This is a genomic window from Cohnella cellulosilytica (assembly GCF_042431195.1).
GTDB classification, from domain to species: domain Bacteria; phylum Bacillota; class Bacilli; order Paenibacillales; family Paenibacillaceae; genus Cohnella; species Cohnella cellulosilytica.
Genome location: NZ_JBHMDN010000017.1, coordinates 133,354 through 148,622, shown reverse-complemented (window position 1 = coordinate 148,622; position 15,269 = coordinate 133,354). Strand labels below are relative to the sequence as shown.

At 57.6% G+C, this 15,269-nt stretch carries 12 protein-coding genes; 8 read left to right on the top strand and 4 right to left on the bottom strand.

Translation table 11 applies throughout. The features are described from left to right. Nucleotides 1–2: 2 nt before the first annotated feature. Both ACFFT4_RS14250 and ACFFT4_RS14245 read right to left on the bottom strand, forming a co-directional pair. On the bottom strand, nt 3–545 hold the full coding sequence (locus tag ACFFT4_RS14250) for a DUF1697 domain-containing protein (RefSeq protein WP_378048648.1): 543 nt from the start codon (nt 543–545) through the stop codon (nt 3–5). Nucleotides 546–558: 13 nt separating this feature from the next. Next, the gene (locus ACFFT4_RS14245; RefSeq protein WP_378048646.1) at nt 559–1,104 is read right to left on the bottom strand and encodes a guanylate kinase; all 546 of its coding nucleotides are present in this window, start codon (nt 1,102–1,104) and stop codon (nt 559–561) included. A gap of 173 nt (nt 1,105–1,277) precedes the next feature. Between ACFFT4_RS14245 and ACFFT4_RS14240 the strand changes: the two genes are divergently transcribed. From ACFFT4_RS14240 to ACFFT4_RS14215, 6 genes are all read left to right on the top strand, one after another. Then, on the top strand, nt 1,278–4,727 hold the full coding sequence (locus tag ACFFT4_RS14240; RefSeq protein ID WP_378048645.1) for a leucine-rich repeat protein: 3,450 nt from the start codon (nt 1,278–1,280) through the stop codon (nt 4,725–4,727). A 131-nt stretch (nt 4,728–4,858) separates the two neighbouring features. Further along, a complete protein-coding gene (locus tag ACFFT4_RS14235; protein WP_378048643.1) occupies nt 4,859–6,007 on the top strand; it encodes a LolA family protein in 1,149 nt (382 codons plus the stop codon). Between the two features lie 204 nt (nt 6,008–6,211). Next, the gene (gene alr / locus ACFFT4_RS14230) at nt 6,212–7,393 is read left to right on the top strand and encodes an alanine racemase (protein WP_378048641.1); all 1,182 of its coding nucleotides are present in this window, start codon (nt 6,212–6,214) and stop codon (nt 7,391–7,393) included. Nucleotides 7,394–7,530: 137 nt separating this feature from the next. Further along, the gene (locus ACFFT4_RS14225; protein ID WP_094048007.1) at nt 7,531–7,812 is read left to right on the top strand and encodes a CopG family ribbon-helix-helix protein; all 282 of its coding nucleotides are present in this window, start codon (nt 7,531–7,533) and stop codon (nt 7,810–7,812) included. A gap of 3 nt (nt 7,813–7,815) precedes the next feature. Further along, a complete protein-coding gene (locus tag ACFFT4_RS14220) occupies nt 7,816–8,166 on the top strand; it encodes a type II toxin-antitoxin system PemK/MazF family toxin (RefSeq protein WP_378048640.1) in 351 nt (116 codons plus the stop codon). A gap of 92 nt (nt 8,167–8,258) precedes the next feature. Then, a complete protein-coding gene (locus ACFFT4_RS14215; RefSeq protein ID WP_378048638.1) occupies nt 8,259–9,494 on the top strand; it encodes an aminopeptidase in 1,236 nt (411 codons plus the stop codon). Nucleotides 9,495–9,542: 48 nt separating this feature from the next. On the opposite strand, the gene ACFFT4_RS14210 is transcribed toward ACFFT4_RS14215, so the two are convergent. After that, complete coding sequence (locus tag ACFFT4_RS14210; RefSeq protein ID WP_378048636.1) at nt 9,543–10,346, bottom strand: AAC(3) family N-acetyltransferase; 804 nt, start codon at nt 10,344–10,346, stop codon at nt 9,543–9,545. Nucleotides 10,347–10,497: 151 nt separating this feature from the next. Continuing rightward, nucleotides 10,498–11,274 carry a copper amine oxidase N-terminal domain-containing protein gene (locus tag ACFFT4_RS14205; RefSeq protein WP_378048634.1) on the bottom strand — a complete coding sequence of 259 codons (777 nt, stop codon included), beginning with the start codon at nt 11,272–11,274 and terminating at the stop codon, nt 10,498–10,500. A 499-nt stretch (nt 11,275–11,773) separates the two neighbouring features. Here ACFFT4_RS14205 and ACFFT4_RS14200 point away from each other — a divergent pair, with 499 nt between their 5' ends. After that, nucleotides 11,774–13,189 (top strand): PTS mannitol transporter subunit IIBC, encoded by a 1,416-nt coding sequence (locus ACFFT4_RS14200; protein ID WP_378048633.1) that lies wholly within the window; start codon nt 11,774–11,776, stop codon nt 13,187–13,189. After that, on the top strand, nt 13,186–15,267 hold the full coding sequence (locus tag ACFFT4_RS14195; protein WP_378048632.1) for a BglG family transcription antiterminator: 2,082 nt from the start codon (nt 13,186–13,188) through the stop codon (nt 15,265–15,267). The genes ACFFT4_RS14200 and ACFFT4_RS14195 overlap by 4 nt, the downstream gene beginning before the upstream one ends. Nucleotides 15,268–15,269: the final 2 nt, after the last annotated feature.

The window sequence follows — 15,269 nt, the reverse complement described above, 5'->3', positions numbered from 1 at the left end:
GTTTAACCGGATATCGTCCGGCTCAGCTCCTCCAGCTTGACGACCGTGTTCCAATTGCGCATCGTCATCGTTTTCCCGATCTTCTGGAGGCTGTTCGCCAGCTTGGAGTCCAGCATGCTCTGGCTGAAGAAGAAGTAGATTTCCGCTTCGGTAACGGTGTATTTGTCCGGCCCGATCTTGTTGGTTTCCAGAACGTCCAGCGCTTTGGCGGACAGCGGCTCGGTCAAGAAGGCGACCTGAATGGTCTGCTTGTCCTGAAGCGCCTGCGCGTCATAGGGACAGCGCGCCATCACACTGTCCCATTCCGCGGCCGTGCGGACGGCAACGGCCGCAGCTATGCCGAAGCGATCCAGAATGGCCTTCTCCAGTTGCGGCCGCAGCTCCTCCGCGCTTAACTCCGATGCAAGCGCAACGTTGCCGCTTTGAATGTACGTCTTCACCTGCGTAAGCCCGATTTGTTCATAAGCCTCTCTTAGCTCGGCCATCGGGACTTTATTTTTGCCGCCTACGTTAATGCCGCGAATCAGCGCAATATAAACCGTCACCTGATTGCTCCTTCTAGCGGGTAACGGCCGCGCGGATCAGCTCCGCCGTCCGATCCGCATTCACATTTTCAAACGTATATTCGCACTTGCTGCGGTAGGTCACTTCATCGGTGTAGCTGTCCAGATAGCGTTGTACCGTCTCGAAAGGCGTCCCCTTGCTCTCCAGCCGCTCTCGCACCGTTATTTTATCCACATAGATGAAAATTCTAATTGTGCGGTCCCCATATTGCTTGCGAATGGCCTCTGCGCCTTCCCGGTTCAACACAACATAGACGGAAATGCCTGCCGAGAGAGCAGCTTCAAGCTCATGCCTCAGCACTCCGTAGCGGTTGCCGCTGATGCTTGCGGTTTGCGCAAACTTTCCTTCGCTGTCCCACTCGTCGAATTGCTCGCGGCTCATGTAACGATAGTCGCTGTCCGGCGCGGCAGGATTTCTCGGTTCGCGAGTCGTGCAGGAACGAACCGCTATCCAGCCGAGCGCCTCGCCCACTTTGCGGGCTATCGTCTTGCGTCCGGCTCCGCTTATTCCCGTAAATACAAAGACGGATGGTCCTGGCATGCAAAACCCTCCTCTCTCATTATACCTTTTATATCGGCACATTCCCGCTTTTTCGAGATAGGCGGCAGAGGACATCCCTATTCTTTCATAGTTCTTTCATAGCTCCCTGATACACTAAACGACAGGCGCTGGCGCTGTCAGCCTGAATAACTATAGAAAAGGTGATCGGAGCAATGAATCGAGGAATCCTTCATAAGTTTGGCGTATATTTGCTGGCGGTGTCGCTGATGCTGGGGAGTCATCTGTTGTATGCTGGACCAAGCGCGCAGGCAGCTATAGAAGGGGATTATGAATACTTTCAGGTTGACGATGGAAGCGTCGTTCGGATCTCAAGCTACAACGGAAATGATGAAGAAGTGGATATCCCTGCCCAATTGAATGGGTTGAACGTAGTTGAAATTAGCACGGGCGCCTTCCAAAACAAGCAGTTAACGTCAGTGACCCTTCCGGGCACGGTAGAGAGAATCGGTTATGCAGCTTTTGCAGACAATCTGCTCGCGGAGATCCTTATTCCGAACTCGGTAATAGAGATTGACAGACTCGCATTCGAGGGAAATCAATTGACCCATGTAGAGATTCCAAGCGGTATAACGTCAATTGGCGAGCGAGTATTCCGAAACAACCAGCTGACGTCGGTCACGCTCCCGGATACGGTAACGGAGATTGGGCCACAGGCATTCTATGGAAATCAATTGACCGCTGTGGAGCTCCCAAGCAGCTTAACAACAATCGGCGAGCAGGCGTTCAGAGACAACCGACTCGCATCGTTGAGCCTTCCAGACTCCGTTACGGAGATCGGTTGGGCCGCTTTCGATAACAATCAATTGACCAGTGTGGAAATATCAAACCATTTAACAACGATCAATTCAAATACATTTGCCAACAATCTGTTAACGACGTTGAACATCCCAAGCTCGGTAACGACGATCTGGGAAGACGCCTTCCGGGACAATCAGTTATCCACACTGGTGATTCCCGATCATGTAACGGAAATCGGCACAGGAGCGTTCAGTGACAATAACCTGACTGGGGTGACCCTCTCCAATAGCTTAACGAAGATCAGTGCCGGAATGTTCAGTAACAATCAACTCACCGAGGTAACGATCCCGAACTCGGTAACGGAGATTGACGTTATGGCATTCTGGGACAATCAAATCCAGCATCTTGCGCTTTCGAATACAGTAACGAAAATCGGTGAAAGTGCATTCGAAGCCAATCAACTCACGGAACTGGTCATTCCGAGCTCGGTAAGAGAGATCGAACAGATGGCTTTCGGCCACAATCAAATCGGCGAGTTAACGATTGAGGAAGGTCTGGAGACGATCGGACCCTCTGCATTCGCGGAAAACGAACTGACAGAGTTGACGATTCCAGGCAGTGTAAAGTCCATTGGCCCGGCGGCATTCAATACCAACCATCTGGCCAGGCTGACAATTCAAGAAGGTGTGGAAACCCTTGATCCGTATGCGTTTGTATACAATCAATTGACGGAAGTGACGCTTCCGGCCAGTGTAACGTCGGTTGGAATGTCGGCCTTCGGAGCTAACGAAATTCGTAATCTGATGGTTATCAATCCAAACGCAGTATTGGGAGACAACCTTTTTGATATCGTTCTGGGAGGGGATCTTATTTTTGAAAACTCCATCGAAGTCACGATATACGGTGAAGATCCTTCTACTGCAAAAGCTTATGCTGTGGATAAAGGTCATCTCTTTCGGGAGATTGGCGCGCAGCTGGGAAATTTGGAATTGGATATACCGGGACTGCACTTCGATCCGAATGAGCGGAACTTCAACCTGGTGACGAATGCAGCCTCTGTCGTGGTGACGGCAACCCCGGTTGTCCCGCTCGCGGAAGTTCAGATCAATCAGGTGGTCATTCCTTACGGATCGAGCTCGGGGCCGATCCATCTTGCCGAGGGGACGGAGACGATTACTGTTGACGTGGAGGCTCCGGATGGATCAGCAGAACAATATCAAATCGTGCTGGAGGTGGATCGCACCGATCCCGCAATCGAGTTGACGTCGAGCCCGACCAGTCCAACGAACGGCAATGTAACGGTAACCGCTGCGGTCTATGGCACAGGCAGCGGAATTGCCGGCCAGAAGTGGACGGACGGGGAGAGAACGGCGGATTTCTTCGTCAGCGGCGGGACGGACTTTGTGGATCATTTCACGGTGAACGAAAATGGAACGTATACGGTTTACGCGAGGGACGAAGCCGGTAACGAAGCGGTGGAGACGATTGCGATCGCGAACATCGGCATTCCCAATACGCCGTCGCCTTCGGGGTCGAATCCGGCAGCGGGTGAAGCCGAGCCTGCGAAAGAACCGGAACCCGAATCTGCAGTCCTCATAGACAAAGGCATCATCGTTATCAAGGTGATCCCGAAAGAGATCAAGGAAACGAAGCAGCCGGATGGCCGCGTCATCGATGTGGTGGATTTGCCCCAAGAGATCATCGACCAACTGCCGAAACTGCTGGATCAAGCGGATCGACCTTTCGTGCGCATCGAGATTCCGGATCGACATCCGGAGGTAAGGCTGCAGCTGCCTGCAGGCTTATTGGGCGATTGGATGTCCGCACATCCGGACATCGCGTTCGAGGCTCGCTTGCAAGGTTCCAGCTTCCAACTGGAAGTGAATGTTCTCGATCTGGAGCAGTTGGCCGCACAATTGGGCGTGGATGCGAATGACTTGCTTGTGAATATCCACATCAAGACTCTGGCGGGTTCCGAGCTGGACGCGTTGGTGCAAGCCGCCAATACGCAGGGGATGAAACGGCTCAGCGAAGCAATCGAGTTCCAACTGATCGTTTCGGGAGGCGGACGGACACTGGAGGTGAGCGACTTCGGCGGCACGTACATGGTGAAATCCATTGTGTTGGACGAAAGCGCGGCGAAGCGGAGCTACACGGCGGTTCTGTACGATCCGCTTGCCCAAACCTTTACATTCGTACCGGCGGTTACCGCCAATCTAAGCGACGGACGTGCGGAGTCGGTGATGCGGGTGCCGCACAATAGTATTTATGCCATCATGGAAACGGAGCCGGTCAAGTTTGCCGATATGACAGCGCACTGGGCCAAATTGGAGGTTGAACATATGGCATCCAAGCGGATCATCAGCGGCGTGTCGAAGACGCTGTATGCTCCGGATCGCTCCATTACCCGCGCGGAGTTCACGGCGCTGCTGGTGCGGGCGCTGGGCATTCGCACGGAAGCGGCGGCAGCCGGGAATGTGTTCGAGGATGTTCTGGCAAGCGCCTGGTATGCGGCTGCAGTAGAAGCGGGGGCCAGGTCTGAACTCGTCACCGGGGTGAGCGGGACGCGCTTTGCTCCGGAGGAACGGATAACCCGGGAGCAAATTGCCGTTATGCTGGCGAATGCGCGCACCCTTGCAACCGGGAAGACGGCGCAAAACAATCCGGCGACGAACGCACTCAGCCGATTCGACGACGCCGCGCAAATCTCGCCATGGGCCAGGGATGCGGTAGCGGAAGCTGCAGCGGCCGGCATCGTTCAAGGCGTGAACGGGAACCGGCTGGCGCCCGCCGCAACGGCGACGCGAGCGCAAGCGGCGGTTATGCTGGAGAGATTGATGCGGGAGATCGGATTTTTGGAATAAGACGGGCGTCCAACACAAGCGGACATTTTCAAAAAATAATGAAGCGGCTCGTCAAGATTGTCCGAATAAATGGTCAAGTCCACCCATAAACATGAAGCATGGATTGATTAATGTGCTGAGGGGTGGAACGCATGCATCGTCGGATTACATGGATCGCTGCCCTTGCCGTCGCATTAGCCGTATTTCTAGCCGGCTGCGGGAGCAAGAACGCGGATTCTGTCGTGAAGGATCTGGACAAAGTCGTGAACAAAATGGAAAGCTACGAAGGCAACGGCACAATGACCTTGTATACGGGACAACAGCCGCTGGAGTACAAGGTCGAGGTATGGTACCAGAAGCCGGACATGTACCGAATCGCGCTGACGAACGCGAAGCGCGACATTACGCAGATCGTTCTTCGCAACGAGGACGGGGTGTTCGTGCTCACCCCGCAGCTGAACAAGAGCTACCGCTTCCAGAGCGACTGGCCGGACAATCAGGGCCAGGTGTACTTGTACCAGACGCTGACGCACAGCATCATTACGGACAACTCGCGGCAGTTCGCGAAGGACAAGGACAGCTACGTGTTCGACGTCATGGCCGGCAACTATCAGAACGGATCGTTCGCCCGGCAGAAGATCTGGCTGTCCCAGGAGGACTACGCGCCCAAGCACGTCGAAGTCTCGGACGCCAACGGCAACAAGATGGTAGAGGTCGTGTTCAACTCGTTCGAATTCGGCAAAAAATTCGATAAATCCGCGTTCGATATGGATAAGAACATGGGAACGGCGCCAGGCTCGAAGCCCTCCGAGGGCAGCTCGAGCCCGGATGCCGCGGCTTCCCCGGACGGAAGCCCCGCTCCGGACGCGACCGCTTCTCCGGGTGCCACGGATGCTCCGGGCGCGACAGCTCAGCCGTCGGAAGAAGGGGAAGACTCCCCGACGCCCGCGCAGAGCGCTTCGTTCTCGCTGATCGAACCGGACATCGAAGCGCTGCCGGCCGGCGTCGAGCTGCTGGATCAGATCGATCTGCAGATGGTCGACAGCCCGGGCTATATGCTTCGGTATACGGGAAGCTACGACTTCACGATTACGCAGAGCCAGGCCAAAGTCAAGGCGGTCACCTTGAGCGAGGGCGAATCGCTCGACCTCGGCTTTACGCTCGGACACTTGACGAGCGGCGCGGTCAACACGCTCACCTGGACCTACGACGGCATTGAATTCCGCTTGAGCAGCGAGGATCTCACCTATCCCGACATGGCGCGTATCGCCCAATCGATGGTCGATTCGTCGGGCAAATAACGGCAAGTCCCACGGGCTGTCCCGCCGGTCATCGAGCCATGGCCGCGGACAGCCCGGTTTTTAATCGCGGTCCGCGGCCGGGAGCGGCTTCGGCGGAGAGCGAGCTGGCAAAGGTTGCCTGCCCGAATATCGTTGACAGTCCAACGTCCGCCCGGTAACATTGATTTATTGCAGTTTTTGCGCAGCAGGGTAGGTGAACGGTCCGTGGACTGTTATTTCCGGCCGACCGTGGCCGAGATTTCCCTCGACGCTCTCGACCGCAACATCGCAGCTTTTCGCGGGCGACTGCGCCCCGGCACGAAGCTGCTGGCTTCGGTCAAGGCGAATGCCTACGGGCACGGGGCGGCGGAGATCGCAAGAAGAGCGGTTGCGGCGGGCGTCGATTATTTGGGCGTCGCTTTTTTCGACGAAGCCCTGCAGCTCAGGAACGCGGGCATTGCCGCGCCGATCCTGGTGCTGGGCTACACGCCTCCGGCGGGGTATTCGCTGGCCAGAGAGCGGGGAATTACGTTAACTTTCTATCGCAATGAAATGCTGGACGCGGCGGCGGCGCTGCCGGCCTCCGGTCCCAAGCTGAAAATCCATGTGAAGATCGATTCGGGCATGGGCCGCCTTGGCCTGCTTCCGGGGCGGGAAGCGGAAAGCTTCCTGGAGCGGGCGTTCGCGCTGCCGCAGATCGAGGTCGAAGGGCTCTACACCCATTTTGCCCGAGCGGACGAGGCGGACAAGGCGTATACGGAGATGCAGATCGAACGGTTCTCCGCCGTGGCCGATTACGCGGACCGAGCCGGAATGGCGATCGCGATCGTTCATTCGGGCAACAGCGCGGCCGGCATCGATCTGCCCGAGCATACGGGCAATATGCTGCGGCTGGGAATCGGCATGTACGGCCTGTATCCGAGCGGCGAGGTGCGGACGGACGAAGTTCCGCTGGAGCCGGTTCTGTCGCTGAAGACCGCCGTCGTGCACGTTAAGGAGCTTGCGGCCGGAGAGGGCGTCAGCTACGGCACGCGCTACTTCACCCGCGGACGGGAGACGGTCGGCACGCTGCCGATCGGCTATGCCGACGGCTTCAGCCGGATGCTTAGCGGCAAGGCGGAGGCGCTCGTGCGCGGACGCAGAGTTCCGGTGCTTGGAACGATCTGCATGGATCAGTGCATGATCCGTCTGGACGACGCGCTCGTTCCGGGCGAGCCGGCCATCGAACCCGGAGAGGAAGTTGTGCTTGTCGGGCGGCAGGGCGGCGAGGCGATCACGGCGAATGAAGTGGCTGACAAGCTCGGGACGATCAATTACGAGCTGACGTGCATGCTCGCCGCGCGCGTTCCCAGGGTTTATATGAGCAACGGAAAGGTCTTAACGGTCGTCAATCCGCTGCTTGGTTAATATTGGATGCGAATTGGAAGCGAAATTTGGCCGGCATTGGCAGGAATGTCTGCCCTCGATCTCGAATAATTCTTACCAGACTCATGCATACTGGAAAAAAGGGTGCTTGTTGGAAAATCTTTGGGGGTGTCCGTTCGGTGGCCAATTTACACAATACGAAACGCATTATGATCAGTCTTCCCGATCATTTGCTGCGCGAAGTCGACTTCGTCGTCGCCAAGGAAAACACCAACCGCAGCGAGATCATACGCCAGGCGATGAAGCATTACCTGGTCGACCGCAAGAAGCGGCTGATTCGCGACGCGATGCAGCGCGGGTATTTGGAAATGGCTAAAATCAATCTTCACATGGCATCGGAAGCTTTCCACGCGGAAGAGGATGCGGACAACATACTGGGTCGCCTCGTAAGCGGGGTGTAAACTTTGATCGTAAAACGCGGGGATGTTTTCTATGCGGATTTGTCGCCGGTCGTAGGCTCGGAGCAGGGCGGAGTGCGCCCGGTTTTGATCATTCAGAACGATATCGGGAACCGGTTCAGCCCGACGGTGATTATTGCGGCCATAACCGCGCAAATCCAGAAAGCGAAGCTGCCGACCCACGTTGAAATCGAAGCGAAAACCCATGGCATGGAGCGGGATTCGGTAATCCTGCTCGAACAGATCCGGACGATCGACAAGCAGCGGTTGACGGATAAAATCACTCATCTGGACGACGAGACGATGAACAAGGTGAACGACGCCTTGCAGATCAGCGTCGGCCTTATCGACTTTTAAAGGCGAAATTCGGACAGGCGACGCCGTGAACGGGCGGCTGCCTGTCGTTTTTGTCTTTTTCCAAACTATCAAGAGAACGGAGCGTGCCGGAAATGGCGGATCGGGCAAAACAATTGGATCAATACGCGGAATTGATCGTACGGGTAGGCGTTAACGTGCAGCAGGGGCAGGAGGTGTTTGTCATCGCCTCGATCGAGATTGCCGATCTGGTGCGCCGCGTGGCGGCTCAAGCCTATGCGGCCGGGGCGAGCAACGTGCATGTGGACTGGTCGGACGAAGCGCTGACCCGGCTGAAATACGAGAAAGCGGCCGACGACGTATTCTCCCGGTTCCCGGAATGGGAGACGGCGAAGCGGAACGATTTCGTCGCGCGCGGCGCGGCGTTCGTCTCCTTCTCCTCCCCGAACCCGGATTTGCTCAAGGGAATCGCGCCGGCGCGCATCGGCAATTATCAGAAGGCGGCGGGCCAGGGACTGGCCCAGTTCAGGCGGGCGATCCAGTCCGACAAGGTAAGTTGGACGGTCGTCGCCGCCGCCACGAAGGATTGGGCCGTCAAGGTGTTCCCGGACAGCGCTTCGGACGAGGAGGCGGTCGACAAGCTGTGGTCGGCGATCTTCGGCGCGGTCCGGCTCGACGCGGCCGACCCGGTGCAGGCTTGGGCGGAGCACGACGCCAATCTGCATAAGAAGAGCGACTGGCTGAACGAAAACCGGTTCGCCAAGCTGCATTACCGCGCTCCGGGCACGGACCTGACGATCGAGCTGCCGGAGACGCACATCTGGGTGGCGGCCAGCAGCGTGAGCGAGGCGGGCGTGCCGTTCATGGCGAACATGCCGACGGAGGAAGTGTTCACCGTGCCGCTGAAGACGGGCGTCAGCGGCTACGTGTCCAGCACGAAGCCGCTCAGTCACGGCGGCAATCTGATCGACGGCTTTAAGCTGACGTTCGAGAACGGCCGCATCGTTGGCGTGGAGGCGAAGCAGGGCGAGGAGAACCTGCGCCAGCTCGTCGAGACGGACGACGGGGCCCATTACCTGGGCGAGGTGGCGCTCGTGCCGCACGAATCCCCGATCTCGCAATCGAACGTACTGTTCCTGAATACGCTGTTCGACGAGAACGCGTCCAATCATCTGGCGATCGGCAGCGGATACGCCTTTAACGTGGAAGGCGGCAAAAAAATGACGCCCGAGGAGCTGGCTGCGGCCGGCGTCAATTCGAGCGTCGTACACGTCGACTTCATGATCGGCTCGGCCGGTATGGATATCGACGGCGTGCGCGCCGACGGCACGGTCGTTCCGGTATTCCGCAAGGGCAACTGGGCGTTCTAAGCGCGGGAGAGCGATAGCGGAGCCCGGACGTTTGCCCGCCGGGCCGGCTTACGCCCGGTTGCGCTCCATCCAGGAGACCGCCCAGTCGATGAACGGCCGCTGCGCCAGCAACCGAACGTCGGCGTCTCCGACCTTGTGAATCCGAACGTTAGCCTCCCGGTCGTACTCTTGTCCCAACCGGACAAAATCCCGATCGTCCACCTCCTGCGTCGTATAGGTCACCCATTGACGTCTGCCGTCAATTCGGATCGCGCTGCTCTCCCCGACGAATTTCTTGCCGGGGAAGTCGGCGCGGGTTTCCGCAAGGTGCAGCGACGTGTTTTTGTCATAGCCGACGCCGATCAGCAGCACGTATCCGTTCAGCCCGTACAGCTTGTCCAAGGGAGACCCCTCGCCGAAAATATTTCTCAAATCGTGATCTTCCGTCAAATACGCCGCGTGCTTGCCGACGGCCGCGACGGAGCGAGCGGGATGATCGGAACGATGCGCCCCCGGCCATTTGCGGAAAACTTCGGCCACGACCCCCATGCCGACGGCCGGAGTCGTCTCTTTGTCGTAAGCGGGCCAGTGGTCCCGAATCGCCGGCCACCAATCGGTGGGAATATCCCCGTGGACCCCGGTTGACGGATCGAGGTTTTTCCACGTTTGGGAGGGCATCATCAAGGTGCCCTCGGGGCCGACGATTTCCAGAAGCGCCCGAATCAGCGTTTCCGCTCCTCCGATGACAAATCCGAGCCTGCTTAGGGAAGTATGGACCATCACCGCCTGTCCTTCCCGCAGGCCGATCCCTCTGAATCGATCGACAAGGTCGTCCTTCGTAAGACAAGCTTTCGTTGCGTTTTTTTCGTTCACGGCAATCCCGCCTTCGATATGGAAATTAAAAAGACAACCCGGCTGCAAGCAGCGGGGTTGTCTCTAGCTAGACTAGCGAAGCATGGCCCTTTGGTTACGAAGTTTTCTGTATTGTATCAGTTCCTGGCGACGGTTACAATCCCTTTATGTTTTAAGGCGAGACGAGCAGATAATCGATGCTGTCCACCATCCACTTGCCGTTGACGTAGCGGATCGTAATGTTGCGTTCGACGTTCATGCCCCCGGCGTCGCGAGGACTTTCCAGCTGGGAGATGCTGCCGCGGCCCGTTCCTTCGTAGTAATGGATGTAGGGCTTCGAGACGAACCGATGCTTCGTCACGTTCGTTTTCCTCTGCACGAGCTTGTTAATGAATTCGTCCGTAAAATAAGGCTGGAACTTCGTTCGAACCTGCTTGTATTTGGACAGATCGGCCGAATCGTTCGCCGCCTGAACGAGGGCGTTCAGCCTCGTCTGAGTTATCTCCGGATACTGCCGGGCGTTAATGACGACTTTCCGGTCGCCGAGCGAGGCGGTCGCCTTTTGCGTCGAGCTGTTCCATGTGACCGCTCCTCCCAGCGACTGGGCAATAAAGCGGAGAGGGACGTAGGTGACCCCGCGTTCGATAATGGTTTGCGCATCCAGCAGAACGCTTTTGCCGTTAACCGTAGCGTAATTCGAATTCAGCGGTACGTTGACCTCGATGTCCTCTTTGGAGATTTTCGCGGTTAACGTCGGCTTGTCCCACTTTACCTTGGCTCCCAGCCCTTCGGAGACGACGCGAAGGGGAATCAGGATGTGGCCGCGATCGTTCTTTCCGTACACCGGGGCCGTAATGGTCGGCGACTCCTGCGCGGAGGCTGTTCCGGACAGGGCCGGCAGCAGCATGAGGGATGCGGCGAGTAAAACGGGCGTTAGTTTTTTGGACACGGGAAATCCTCCTCTACTCAACTGTTTGGCCATATTTGGACGCGTCTTTAAGGCGATTTGTGCGTCATGCTGATATATACCCAGCATTTTCAAATATGAAAACGGGTTGTCCGGTAATTTCATGACCGTATGAGGCAGGCGCTTCGCTCTACAGGAGATATATCCCCATTCTTTTTGCGATCATTTTAGTTGCCCTCTTTTCCCCGACTTACCACTCTTTTGTCAATAACGATGTAGACATTACCCCGATTAGTAATCGTTGCCTATTGTAAACGCTTCATTATATGCTTGCTTTGGCAAGATCGACCGAAAGAGGCTCCTCAGATGCGGCAAACCTACCTCGCCAGGAATCGACTGGGCTTTCACGTTATGCCATGCAAGGTCTGGCGCAAATAGCGGCAAGCTGCGCAGCGGCATCCAAATCGAGCTAAGGGGGAATAAAGCCGATCCGCGGAAAATGATCGAGGTTCAATAATCCGAACAATAGGAGGCAATCTCAATGAGCAATCTGTCCGTTCAGCCCAACAGCAGACCTGGAGTAAAAATCAAAGTGCAGCAGTTCGGCCGTTTTTTGAGCGGAATGGTTATGCCCAATCTCGGCGCTTTTATCGCATGGGGCTTGATTACCGCCTTGTTTATTCCGACGGGCTGGATTCCGAATGAAGACCTGGCCAGTCTCGTAGGCCCGACAATCACGTATTTGCTGCCGCTCCTGATCGCGTATACCGGAGGCACGATGGTCAACGGCACGAGAGGCGGCGTTCTGGCCGCCATCGCCACGATCGGCGTGATCGTCGGCTCGGACATTCCGATGTTCCTCGGCGCCATGATCGTCGGTCCGGCTGCCGCCTGGGTGATCAAGAAATTCGATTCTCTCATCGAAGGCAAAGTGAAGGCCGGCTTCGAAATGCTGGTCAACAATTTCTCCGCGGGCATCCTCGGCGGCATCATGGCGCTGATCGCGTACAAAGGAATAGGCCCCGTCGTCACCGGCTTCAGCAACGTGCTGTCCGATGCGGTCGATTGGCTGGTCGCAAACAATCTGATTCCGCTTGCCAACATTCTTATCGAACCCGGCAAGGTGCTGTTCCTGAACAACGCGATCAATCACGGCGTGCTCGGACCGATCGCCTTGAAGGAAGCGGCCGAAACCGGAAAATCGCTCCTGTTCATGCTGGAGTCGAATCCGGGACCGGGCTTGGGCATTCTGATCGCCTACTGGATATTCGGCCGCGGCGCGGCCAAGCAATCGACGCCGGGCGCGATCATCATCCACTTCTTCGGAGGTATTCACGAAATTTACTTCCCGTATATTCTGATGAATCCGAGATTGATTCTGGCGGCGATTGCCGGCGGGGTAACGGGAAGCCTGACGTTCTCGCTGCTTCATACGGGACTGGTCGCCGCTCCGTCTCCGGGCAGTATTTTCGCCTATATGATCATGACGCCCAAAGGCGAGTTCGTTCCGGTGCTGGCCGGCATCATCGTGGCCACCGCGGTATCGTTCGCCGTTGCCGGGCTGCTGCTGAAGAGCAGCAAGAAGGATGCGAATCTGTCTCTGGAGGAAGCGTCCGATAAAATCAAGCAAATGAAGAGAGAGGCCAAAGGCTTGGCCGAAGAGACGAAAAAGACGGGAGCGGACACGCGCAAAATCGTCTTCGCCTGCGACGCCGGAATGGGTTCGAGCGCGATGGGAGCTTCGATTCTTCGCAAGAAGATCAATCAGGCCGGGCTGTCCATTACGGTCATCAATACGGCGATCAACGATCTGCCGGGCGATGCGGATATCGTCATTACGCACGAGACGCTTACGGATCGGGCCAGGATCAAGCTTCCGGGTGCGGAGCATATCTCCATTACCGACTTCCTGAAGAGCCCGAAATACGATGAGCTGGTTCAACGTCTAAGTTCATGAACGTAACGAAGCGGCAGCGCCAAATCATCGGGATGCTCTTCGAGCGCGCAACCGAGATGACGGTAGCGGAAATGGCCCAGCGGATTCAAGTAAGCTCAAGGACGGTTCATCGGGAACTGATGGATATCGAGAAGGTATTGGAACGCTTCGGAATAACCCTGGTCAAGAAGACGGGCTTCGGCATTCGAATGGTCGCCTCCTCCGAGCAGCTTGAGCGGCTGCAAGCGGAATTGTTCCGCAGCACCGACGACGGCCTGTCGGAAATTACGCCGCAGGAACGGCAGACGCTGATTCTGTGCAGCTTGCTGAGCCAGAGCGAGCCGATTAAGTTGTTTGCGCTGGCGCACGAGCTGCAGGCCGCCGTTCAGACGATCGGCAGCGATCTGGATGAGCTGGAGGAGTGGGTCGAGCGCAACGGGCTGCGGCTCATTCGCAAGAGGGGCTACGGGATCGAAATCGTCGGCCCGGAAGGGAGCAAGAGACGGGCGATCGCGAACCTGGTGGCGGAATCGCTGGATCATTCCGCCTTGTTCGGAAATACGCTGGAATCCGGCTACGACCCGGTGAGCACGCGGCTTCTGGCGCTGGTCGGCAAGGAGCGGTTCATCCGTCTGGAGCGAGCGCTGTGGCAGCTGGAGGAGACGTATCCGACGGCGCTGCCCGAAGCGGCGTACACCGAGCTGCTCATCCGGCTCTCGATTGCGCTCGCCCGCTGCTCGGCCGGCTTCTATCTTCCGGAGCCGGGCACGACGGCGACGACGGCGGATGGACTCGCTTCCCCGTTCCGGGATCGGGTGCTGGCCTGCCTGGCGGATGAGCTGGACCTCGAGCTGCCCGAACGGGAGCGGCTCGCGCTGACGAGCTTGTTCCGGGAGTGGGAGGGCGCGGACCGCAGCGGCGGCGTACGGCCGCTCTACGAAGGCTTTCGCCAGTTGGAGTTCGTCACGAAGCTGGTGCAAGCGGTCGGCGACAAGCTGAACGTCGACTTCGGCGAGGACCGCTCGCTGATCGAAGGGCTGCTGGAGCATATGACGCCGGCGATGCGCCGCCTGTCGAACGGGGAGCGAATCCGCAATCCGCTGCTGCCCGAAATTCGCGCCAGCTACGGAGAGCTGTTCAACGGCATCCGCGCGACGGTGCGTCAGGTCGGGCCGAAGCTGCCGATTCCCGACGAGGAGGTCGGGTATCTGACGATGCATTTCGGAGCGGCGCTGGAGCGATATTCCCGGGTGGTCCGGAAAGTGAGGGCTCTGCTCGTATGCATGGGCGGGATCGGGTCCTCCAAGCTGCTGGCGATCCGGATCAACAAGGAGCTGCCCCAGATCGAACTGCTGGCCCATATTTCCTGGTTTGAGGCGGCCCGCGTGCCCGAGGACGATTACGATCTGATCATCTCCACCGTCGATCTTCCGCTTCCGGCCGACCAATATTTCAAGTCGAGCCCTCTGCTCACGGCGGAAGAAGCGGAGAAGCTCGGACAGTTTATCCGCAATCACGCGTACAAGCGGGCCGACGACAGAATGGGGAGAGCCGAGCCTTCCGGAGACTCGCTCAACAAGCTGAACGGCATCGTCCAATATTCGAAAATATGCGTTCAGCTGCTCGACCAATTCGAAGTCGTAAAGCTGTCCGGCATCTCCGCGGACGGTATAGTCCCGTTGGAGGAGCTGGTCGACCGGCTGCTCGAGCCGATCGGGCGCCGACTGCCGGCAGGCGCGGCCGAGGAAATCTCGGCCCTGCTCGTCCGGCGGGAGGAGCAGGGGAGCCAGGTCGTTCCCGACACCGGGCTGGCGCTCTTCCATACGCGCACGGACGTCGTCGAAGAGCCTGTTATCGTCCTGTTTCGGTTCGACGGGCCGATCCGCTGGACGCGGGAGGAGAGCGCGGCGGTGAGCCATATTTTGCTCATGGTCGGGCCGCGGACGATCGACAACCGAAAGCTGGAGGTTCTGAGCGAGATCAGCGCCCTGCTGCTCGAGCCGGACGTCATCGAACGGCTGGAGACGGGCAACGAGGACGCCATCAAGCGGATGTTCTCGCACAAGTTCGAACGGTTTCTGCAAGAGAGATTAGCATAAGC